Origin of the sequence: Campylobacter sp. W0014, from assembly GCF_020135975.1 — a bacterium.
In the GTDB taxonomy this organism is placed as follows: Bacteria; Campylobacterota; Campylobacteria; order Campylobacterales; family Campylobacteraceae; genus Campylobacter_D.
In genome coordinates this window covers 24,543-32,808 of the sequence record NZ_JACHTR010000020.1, presented here as the reverse complement: position 1 = coordinate 32,808, position 8,266 = coordinate 24,543, and the positions used below count along the sequence as shown (strand labels likewise).

Below are 8,266 nucleotides of genomic sequence, written 5' to 3'. Positions count from 1 at the left end.
TAGATTAGTTTAATCTACTTTTTATTTAATGGGCTTTAAAGTGTTATAGAGGACAAATTTGCATTCTTAATGTTAGTCAAGTTTGTTTTAAATCTTTGGGGATATTTTAAGAATCAGTAAAAATTTTATTAGAAGTGGTGGATTTAGCAGGACTCGAACCTGCGACCAACCGGTTATGAGCCGGTTGCTCTAACCAACTGAGCTATAAATCCATTTTAAAAGGGAGAATTATAACTTATTTTTGCTTAAAAATATTTTATTTATCTATCCAAAAATATCTGAATGTGATAAGATGTTGCAGTATTCCAAAAAAGATCATAAAAATAGTGAAAGAACTTCCGCCATAGCTAAAGAAAGGCAATGGAATTCCAACAACTGGAGCAAAACCTATGGTCATAGAAATATTTACAGCAACGTAAATAAAAATAAATAAGGCGACGCAATTAACCACCACTCGGGTAAAATAGTCATTTTTAAGCTTATTATTAAGACTTAAAAGGTGAAAAATAAGCAAGATATATAATAAGATTAAAACCAATCCGCCTAAAAATCCAAATCTTTCTACCAAATAAGCGAAAATAAAATCACTTGTAGATATAGGTAGAAAATTAAAATGTGTTTGAGTAGCCTCATCTTCTGATTTGCCAGTAAGGCCGCCATTGCCTATAGCTATCATAGATTGAGCGACTTGATAGCTCGGTTTTTCTGCTATAAAATCATGAATTCTTTGTTTTTGGTAAGGTTTTAAAAAATGTGTATAGATTATAGGCGAACTAATGCTTATAACAAGAATAATACTCAACCAAATTTTATAATGGACTCCCATGATAAAAAGCACTCCAAAGCCAACAATTAATAATACGGTTGCACTGCCTAAATCAGGTTCCTTTGCTATCAATAAAAAAGGCAAAATAATAAAAAAACTGATTTTTGCAAATTCTTTGAGTTTGTAACCATTTTGTGGCGGAGGATTTTGATAAATCAAATAAGCAAGCATTAAAATAAAACTTGGTTTAAAAATTTCTGAAGGCTGTATTGTAAATTGTGTAAAAGGAATTTCTAGCCATCTTTTTGCTCCCAGTTTTGCAACCCCGAAAATATCAACGCTTAAAAGTAGAAAAATATTTATAAAATAGGCTACAGGAATAAGCCAAATTAGTTTCCGAATAGGGATAAAGAAAAAGATAAAAAAAGCGAGTATGCCGACACAAGTATAGACAAATTGTTTTTCTGCTAATAAAGCATGAGCTTCAAAAATTAAAAAAAAGGAAAGAAGTATAATGGGTGTGAATAATATAGGTTGCATATAATCAAAATGTGTTAATATTCTTCTATCCAATATAAACAAAATTTGCCTTTTTAAACTATAAATATTAAAATTATAATTATAGAACAAGATTTTAAATCTAATGAGATAATTTAGGAAAAAATGCAAACTTTTTTAGTGGATGAAAATTTAAGATTAGATATTTTTTTAGCAAAAATATTAAAACAAAGTCGTAATCAAGTAGCATTGCTTATAGAAAAAAAATGCGTAAAAGTTAATAGCCAAATTCAAAATAAAAATTCATTTAAATTAAAAATTGGCGATGAAATTTGCGTAGAACTTCCTTCTTTAGAGCGTAAAGAAAAAAAGTCTTTTGATGTGAATTTTGATATAGAAATTTTATATGAAGATGAGGATTTGCTTGTTTTAAATAAGCCTTCAAATTTGGTGGTGCATGGGGCAAGTAGTGTTAAGGATTTGACTTTGGTGGATTGGCTGCTTGCGAAAAATTATACTCTATCTAATTTAGGCGGGGAAATTCGAGCAGGGCTTGTTCATAGACTTGATAAGGACACAAGCGGAGCTATACTTATAGCTAAAAATAATTTCACTCATCAAAAGCTTAGTGAACAATTGAGCAATAAAACTATGGGAAGAATTTATTTAGCATTAATTGATTTGTCACTAAAAGACGATAAAATTATAATTGAAAAGTCTTTAGCCAGATCTCAAACAAATGCTATAAAAAAAATAGTAGTGGATGATAATACTAAAGGGAGTAAGTATGCTAAAAGTGCTTTTATTAACTTAATCGCAAGTGAGGATGTTAATTTAATCGCTGCAAAACTTTTTACAGGTAGAACACATCAAATAAGGGCGCATTTAGCGAGTATAAATCGTCATATTTTAGGCGATAAATTATATGGTTATAGAGGAAAATATGAAGGTAGGGTGATGCTTCATGCTTATTTTTTATATTTTGTTCACCCTAAAAAAAAGGAAACAATTTTTGTTAAAGCTCCTTTGATGGAGGATTTTAAAGAGATCTTAAACAATAAATTTATTTTAGGAGAGATTGATGAAAAAATTTCACTTGAGTCTTTGCTTAAGCGTTTTGATTCTTTTATTTAGTGCTTGTAGTGTTTCGCAAGTTTCAAACACTGAGTCCAGTAAAGAAGTATTGATTAATGAGAGTTTGCCTAAGATGGATGATGTTAAAACTCTTAGCGATATGAGTAATATAGCTTTTGAGTGGGAGCCTTTGTATGATGATAATATACAAGGTTTTTATTTATACCGCTCTAGTGATGAAGATCCTCAATTTAAACTTGTAGCGACTATCAAAGATAAATTTCAAACTCATTATGTAGATACAAATCTTAAGCCTAATACAAAATATTATTATAAAATGAGAAGTTTCGATAATCAAGGACATCCTTCAGAAGATGGAAAAATTTTTGAAGCAAGCACCATGCCAAGACTTGAGGCTATTCCTTTTGTTCAAGCTATAACTAATTTACCAAATCGTATTAAATTAATCTGGCGTCCTCACCCTGATTTAAGAGTCAATTCTTATATCATCGAAAGATCAAAAAGCAATGAAGATAATTTTAAAAAAATCGCCGAAGTTAAAAATCGTTTAAGTGCAGAGTATATAGACAAAGATTTAAAACCCAATGAAAATTTTAATTATCAAATTATTGCTGTAAGTTTTGATGGAATCAAAAGTGAGCCAAGTCAAGTTTTGAATTCTACAAGTAAAGCTTTGCCGCCAGAGGTGCAAAATTTAAATGCTAGTTCAGATGCTTCTAATAAAATAATTTTAACATGGGATGCACCTGCTTATAAAGATTTTTCTTATTATAAAGTTTATTCTACGAGTTCAAGTTTTCTCCCTTATACCCTCATTGCTAAAACAGATAAAAATTCTTATGAAGATTTAGTTGAGGGTTCAGATGAAACTAAATACTATAAAGTAACTATGGTTGATGTAGATGGTTTAGAAAGTCCTATGCCAAAAAATGGGGTTGAGGGAAAAACCTTAGGTATTCCTTCTTCTCCAAGTATTATCCTAGCTCAAAGCACACCTGAGGGGATTAATCTTGAATGGATTGATGGGGATTCTAGAGCTGTAGAATATGAAGTTAGACGCTATGGCGGAGAACAAAATGCTATTTTTAAAGGTGTCAAAGAAAAACAATTAAAAGATATTAAAGCTTTACCAGGAGTAGAATACAGTTATGAGGTTATCGCAATTGATTCTGCTGGGTTGCGTTCAGAGCCTTCAAAAAGAGTTAAGGCAGCACAATAGTGCCAAATTTCAAAGTTAAAAAAATTAAAGAGCTGATTCTACCTTTCAAAAAAGACGAGGTAGAATTAGAATGGATGGCTGAAAATAATAATATTATTTTAATATATACTAAAGTAAATGAAGAGAGTTTCTTTTTACAGGTTAAAAAAGAAAAGGATAGTAGTTTTGTTATCAAGGGTGATAAGCATACTAAACCATCAAAAATAGCTTATTTGCAAAAATCTTTACAGATTTTTAAAGATTATTTTTGCAATCATGAAGATATTATTAATGAAGCTTTTGCATTTAAACACAATGCATTGATTGAAAAAACTTCTTTAATTGCATATGATTTTGATCAATTATTATCGAAAATTAAAGGGAAAATTTATATTGAAATAGGTTTTGGATCAGGCAGACATTTGCTTTATCAAGCTAAAAATAATCCAGATGTTTTAATGATAGGAGTTGAAATTTATAATCCAGCTATCACTCAAGTGGCTAAATTGGCAAAGAGTCAAAATTTAAGCAATATTGTACTAATACAAAGCGATGCAAGGCTTTTACTTAGCGTACTTGAGTCAAATTCTATAGAAAAAATTTTTTTACATTTTCCAGTTCCTTGGGATAAAAAACCACATAGACGTGTTATTGCGAAAAATTTTTGTCAAGAATGTGCTAGAGTTTTAGAAAAAAATGGGAGGTTTGAGCTTAGAACGGATAGTTATGAATATTTTGATTTTACGCTTAAGCAATTTTTACATTTTAGCACTCCAAAATTTAGCCTTAAGAAAAATGAAGACCTTGAAATTTCAAGCAAATATGAAGACAGATGGAAAAGACAAAATAAAGATATTTTTGATCTTTGGGTGTGGAATTTAGATGGTGTTTATGATGAGCTAAATTTAGATGATTTTGATTTTTCTAATATAACATTTAATGCAAATGATTTAATTCTTTTAGAGAAAAATTTTAAGAATTTAACTTTAAAAGGAGATGATTATTTTTTACATTTTGAAAATTTATATCATGCAAAAGAAGGTTTGATTTTTAAAATAGCTTTTGGTGCTTTTAATAAACCTGAACATAGTTATATTTACTTGGGTGAAAAAATAGAATTTTTATTTAAAAAACCTTTTAAAATTAAAGAAAATTTAAAAGCAATGGAAAAATTAAAAAAGGTGCTTAAATTTCATTTTGATATCGCGTTATTTTCTTGAAATTTAAGTAAAAACAAAGCATAATTAAAAAATTTGAAAATTGAAGAGGAATAAAAATGCCTGATTTAATTCAAGCAAATAAACTTTCTTTAGGCTATGATGAATTGGTTATCAAAGAAGCGAGTTTTACTTTTAAAGATGATGATTTTGTTTTTATTACAGGAAAAAGTGGAAGTGGAAAAAGTACGCTTTTGAAATCTTTTTATGGAGACTTAGAACTTCTTTCAGGGCAGCTCCAAGTTTGCGGTTCTTCGATGAAAAAAATAGGTAATTTAGATCTTTTAAAATTACGTCAAAGAATAGGCATTATTTTTCAAGATTATAGACTTATACAAGAATATACCGTTGAAAAAAATGTTATGCTTCCTTTGATGATTAAAGGATATAGTAAAAAGGTTTGTCAAGATCAAGCAAATAAACTTTTAAAGCATGTTAATCTAACCTTTAAAGCCGATAAATTACCTAATCAATTAAGTGGAGGAGAGCAGCAGCGTGTAGCTATGGCTAGAGCTTTAGCGCATAACCCTAAGCTTTTATTGTGTGATGAGCCTACGGGAAATTTGGATGAATATTCTTCAGATATCATTTGGACACTTTTAAAGTCAGCTAGAGAACTTTTGGGAACTTGTGTGGTTGTAGTTACTCATAGAATACCGGTTAATTTGAGATTGAATTATCGTCGTTTTAATATAGAGAATGGAACAATGAATGAAATTTTTTAGAACACATTTATCTTTAATTTTACCTTTACTTTTTATGATGTTTGCATTTGAGTTTATTTTGCTTACTAATTCGACTTTAAAATATTATGAAGAGTTGGCAAATAAGGATTATAATATTATAGTTGTGAGTTCTAATGAGCTTGATAAAAATGTTATTAAAACTAAAATTCCTTCTTTTTCTAGTTTGGAAATTTTGGATCCAAAAAATTTAATTGAACGTTTAAAAAATGATATTTCAGATAAAAATTTAAAAGCATTGAAAAATTCTTTACCTAAATTTTACAGCATAAAATTAAACCATTTACCTACTCAAAATGAGCTTGATAAGATTAAAAATCAACTTTTAACCATTTCGGGTATTAGCAAAATTGAAACCTTTGCTAAAACACACGATAAGGTTTATTCTTTGCTTGTTTTAATGAAATTTGTATTTTGGTTATTTTTATTTATTATTATCGTTCTTTCTTTTGTTTTATTCTTAAAACAAATGAGAATTTGGCTTTTTGAGCATACAGAACGCGTGGAAATCATGTGTCTTTTTGGAGCACCATTTTGGTTTAGATCTTTTATGCTTTATAAGATTGTATTTATGGATTGTTTGATCGCTTTTATTATTTTATTGATATTTTTTACGCAAATTTATGATCTTGAAATTATACAAAATCATTTAAAAGCAGTGGATATTATATTGCCCCCAATCAATTTTGTTTTACAGCTTAGTTTGATTTTTTTAGCTACTTTATTTGTATGTTTATTGTTTGTCAATTCTGTGATGTTTAGGGTTAAAAAATGATAAAAAGGATTTTTTCTATCTTTTTATTTCTTTTTTTAGCTTTTGGAATAATTTATGCAAATGCTATAAATGAGAAAGCAAAAAATTTAGAAGAAAATAAACGCATACAGCAACAACTAAATAAAAAACTTGAAGATTTAGCAAGCGATATATTAAGTGGAGAAAAAACTTTAAAAGATTTAAGTTCGCAAATCCAAACGCTTAATTCTCAAACTGCTAAACTTGAAGAAAGTGCAAAAGCCCAATATAAAGAGCTTAATTTACTGACAACTCAAAATGGCGATCTTTTAAAAACTAGGGCAAATATGGAAGGAAAATTAATCGCTTTGATGGCCAAAGATTTTGCTTATGATTTGCCTATACCACAAGGTTATGTTGAGGGTAAAGAAAGTTTTATGGCCTTTGAAATTTTGGGAAATTTAGACAAAGTTTTAAGTAATGAGATTTTTAAACTTTCTAAAGATTATGAAGATGTTAGCAAAATGATTGATGATAAACAGACGCAGATTCAAAAAATCAATGATAATTTAAAAGATTATAATGTGCAGATTGTTAAACTTCAAGATTTAAGAAAAAAACAAATTGATCAGATCAATAGACAAAAAACAGATCGTGCAATTTATGTTAAAAAACTTGAGGATTTACAAGCTCAACAAGATGAATTAAGAAAAACTCTTGATCAATTAAGAATAATACAAAGAAAACAGGAAGAAAAAGAACAGGAAAAATCATCGATTAATAATTCAAAAATTGCAAATAATAATCAAAAAATTCGCCAACTTGGTTCAAGTTATCAAGGCGGTGTGATCAAGCGCTATACGGGAAAGAAAACAATAGCACCTTTGGATTCTTTTACTGTTAAGCAAAAATTTGGAAATTATATTGATCCAGTTTATAATATTAAAATTTTCAATGAAAGTGTTGTTTTAAAAAGTAAAAAATCTGATGCTGTGGTTAAAAATGTCTTAAATGGTAAAGTGGTTTTTGCAAAAGATACGAGTATGCTAGCACGCGTTGTTATTGTGGAGCATGATGATGGAATACATACGATTTACGCACATCTTGATAAAATAGCTCCAAATATTAAAGTAGGAAAAAATATTAAAAAAGGTGCTATAGTAGGTAGAATTAAAAATGATTTAACCTTTGAAGTTACTCAAAAAAATTTTCATATCAATCCTTTGGAGCTGATCAGTTTAAATTAGCTAATTTTAATTCACTTTAAACTATAATTTCATAGATTAAGGAGAGATTATGCAAGATAAAAAAAGAGTTTTGGTCAAATTTTCAGGCGAAGCTTTAGCCGGAGAAAATGGTTTTGGAATTGAAAATTCTATTTTAAAATTTATTGCCAATGAAATTAAAGAATTAGTAAAAAATAATATAGAAGTAGGTATAGTAATAGGTGGTGGAAACATTATTAGAGGTGTTTCTGTGGCTAAAGGTGGACTCATTAAGCGTACAAGTGGGGATCATATGGGTATGCTTGCTACTGTGATTAATGCTATTGCGATTCAGGAAGCTTTGGAAAGTTCTGGACTAGATGTTAGAGTCCAAAGTGCGATACAAATGGAAGCATTCTGTGAAACTTATATTATGAGAAGAGCACACAGACATTTAGAAAAAGGTCGAGTGGTGATTTTTGCTGCTGGAACTGGAAATCCTTATTTTACAACCGATACTACAGCTATTTTAAGAGCAGTAGAAATTAATGCACATATGGTTATAAAAGCAACAAAAGTTAATGGTGTTTATGATAAAGATCCAAACAAATTTGATGATGCGGTATTTTTGCAAACTTTAACTTATGATGAGGCTATGCAAGATAATATTAAAGTTATGGATGATACAGCTATTGCTTTAGCCAAAGATAATTCCTTACCAATAGTGGTTTGCAATATGTTTGAAGAAGGTAATTTATTAAAAATTATACAAGGCGATACAAGCCTTTGCTCTATAGTTAAAAATCAATAA

8 protein-coding genes and 1 tRNA gene are annotated in these 8,266 nt (G+C 29.0%); 7 read left to right on the top strand and 2 right to left on the bottom strand.

Going from position 1 to position 8,266, the window contains the following annotated elements:
- Positions 1-135: 135 nt before the first annotated feature.
- Positions 136-212, bottom strand: a tRNA-Ile gene (locus H2277_RS06880).
- Between the two features lie 44 nt (positions 213-256).
- Positions 257-1,348, bottom strand: a complete 1,092-nt coding sequence (locus H2277_RS06875) for an FtsW/RodA/SpoVE family cell cycle protein (protein WP_337201603.1) — start codon at positions 1,346-1,348, stop codon at positions 257-259.
- A gap of 81 nt (positions 1,349-1,429) precedes the next feature.
- Here H2277_RS06875 and H2277_RS06870 point away from each other — a divergent pair, with 81 nt between their 5' ends.
- Genes H2277_RS06870 through pyrH form a run of 7 tightly spaced genes read left to right on the top strand, consistent with a single transcriptional unit; the run spans position 1,430 to position 8,266 of the window.
- Positions 1,430-2,398: an RluA family pseudouridine synthase gene (locus H2277_RS06870; protein ID WP_337201602.1), complete on the top strand. Its 969-nt coding sequence runs from the start codon at positions 1,430-1,432 to the stop codon at positions 2,396-2,398.
- On the top strand, positions 2,343-3,578 hold the full coding sequence (locus H2277_RS06865; RefSeq protein ID WP_337201601.1) for a fibronectin type III domain-containing protein: 1,236 nt from the start codon (positions 2,343-2,345) through the stop codon (positions 3,576-3,578). Before H2277_RS06870 ends, H2277_RS06865 begins: the two co-directional genes overlap by 56 nt.
- Positions 3,578-4,777 carry a tRNA (guanosine(46)-N7)-methyltransferase TrmB gene (trmB, locus tag H2277_RS06860; RefSeq protein WP_337201600.1) on the top strand — a complete coding sequence of 400 codons (1,200 nt, stop codon included), beginning with the start codon at positions 3,578-3,580 and terminating at the stop codon, positions 4,775-4,777. Before H2277_RS06865 ends, trmB begins: the two co-directional genes overlap by 1 nt.
- A gap of 56 nt (positions 4,778-4,833) precedes the next feature.
- Positions 4,834-5,499 (top strand): ABC transporter ATP-binding protein, encoded by a 666-nt coding sequence (locus tag H2277_RS06855; RefSeq protein WP_337201599.1) that lies wholly within the window; start codon positions 4,834-4,836, stop codon positions 5,497-5,499.
- Positions 5,486-6,292, top strand: coding sequence for an FtsX-like permease family protein (locus H2277_RS06850; protein ID WP_337201598.1), 807 nt, complete (start codon positions 5,486-5,488; stop codon positions 6,290-6,292). Before H2277_RS06855 ends, H2277_RS06850 begins: the two co-directional genes overlap by 14 nt.
- Positions 6,289-7,497, top strand: coding sequence for a peptidoglycan DD-metalloendopeptidase family protein (locus tag H2277_RS06845; RefSeq protein WP_337201597.1), 1,209 nt, complete (start codon positions 6,289-6,291; stop codon positions 7,495-7,497). The genes H2277_RS06850 and H2277_RS06845 overlap by 4 nt, the downstream gene beginning before the upstream one ends.
- Positions 7,498-7,546: 49 nt before the next feature.
- On the top strand, positions 7,547-8,266 hold the full coding sequence (gene pyrH, locus H2277_RS06840) for a UMP kinase (RefSeq protein ID WP_337201596.1): 720 nt from the start codon (positions 7,547-7,549) through the stop codon (positions 8,264-8,266).

Excerpts from the sequence above, each read along its gene's own strand:
- H2277_RS06850 (WP_337201598.1), top strand. The coding sequence starts at position 5,486 with ATGAAATTTTTTAGAACACATTTATCTTTAATTTTACCTTTACTTTTT.
- H2277_RS06855 (WP_337201599.1), top strand. The coding sequence starts at position 4,834 with ATGCCTGATTTAATTCAAGCAAATAAACTTTCTTTAGGCTATGATGAA.
- H2277_RS06870 (WP_337201602.1), top strand. The coding sequence starts at position 1,430 with ATGCAAACTTTTTTAGTGGATGAAAATTTAAGATTAGATATTTTTTTA.
- H2277_RS06845 (WP_337201597.1), top strand. The coding sequence starts at position 6,289 with ATGATAAAAAGGATTTTTTCTATCTTTTTATTTCTTTTTTTAGCTTTT.
- pyrH (WP_337201596.1), top strand. The coding sequence starts at position 7,547 with ATGCAAGATAAAAAAAGAGTTTTGGTCAAATTTTCAGGCGAAGCTTTA.